This window comes from Mycobacterium hippophais (assembly GCF_027529605.1).
GTDB classification, from domain to species: Bacteria; Actinomycetota; Actinomycetes; order Mycobacteriales; family Mycobacteriaceae; genus Mycobacterium; species Mycobacterium arseniciresistens.
This window is the reverse complement of sequence record NZ_JAPZPY010000027.1, coordinates 1-970: the sequence shown is the minus strand read 5'-3', so window position 1 is coordinate 970 and position 970 is coordinate 1. Positions and strand designations below refer to the sequence as shown.

1 protein-coding gene is annotated in these 970 nt (G+C 65.7%); it reads left to right on the top strand.

Annotated features, from left to right (window positions below; genetic code table 11):
* On the top strand, positions 1-970 hold a 970-nt coding region (locus O6P37_RS28385), incomplete at both ends, for an ABC transporter ATP-binding protein (protein ID WP_269897211.1).

Sequence of the window (970 nt, the reverse complement as noted above, 5' to 3'; positions counted from 1 at the left end):
TGGGCATTGGCATTCAGGTTGAGGGACTGACGAAGTCCTTCGGGCCCCAGCGAATCTGGGAGGACGTCACCTTCGACCTCCCGCCCGGTGAGGTGAGCGTGCTGCTGGGCCCGTCGGGTACCGGTAAGTCGGTGTTCCTGAAGTCGCTGATCGGGCTGCTGCGCCCGGAGCGCGGCAAGATCATCGTCGACGGCACGAACATCATCGAGTGCACCTCCAAGGAGCTCTACGAGATCCGCACGCTTTTCGGCGTGATGTTCCAGGACGGCGCCCTCTTCGGCTCGATGAGCCTCTACGACAACACCGCTTTCCCGCTTCGTGAGCACACGAAGAAGAAGGAGAGCGAGATCCGCAACATCGTCATGGAGAAGCTGGAGCTGGTCGGTCTGGCCGGCGACGAGACCAAGTTCCCCGGCGAGATCTCCGGTGGTATGCGCAAGCGCGCCGGGCTGGCCCGCTCGCTGGTGCTCGACCCGCAGATCATCCTGTGTGACGAGCCGGACTCCGGTCTGGACCCGGTGCGTACGGCGTATCTGAGCCAGTTGCTGATCGACATCAACGCCCAGATCGACTGCACGATCCTGATCGTGACGCACAACATCAACATCGCCCGCACGGTGCCCGACAACATCGGCATGCTGTTCCGCCGCAAGCTGGTCATGTTCGGTCCGCGTGAGGTGCTGCTGACCAGCGACGAGCCGGTGGTGCGTCAGTTCCTCAACGGTCGCCGCCTCGGCCCGATCGGTATGTCGGAGGAGAAGGACGAGTCGACGATGGCCGAGGAGCAGGCCATGGTCGACGCCGGTCACCACGACGGTGGCGTCGAGGAGATCGTCGGCGTGCCGCCGCAGGTGTCCGCGACCCCGGGTATGCCCGAGCGCAAGGCCGTCGGCCGGCGCCAGGCGCGGGTGCGCGAGATCATGGGGTCGCTGCCCGAGGCCGCCCAGGAGGCCATCCGCGAGGACCTCGA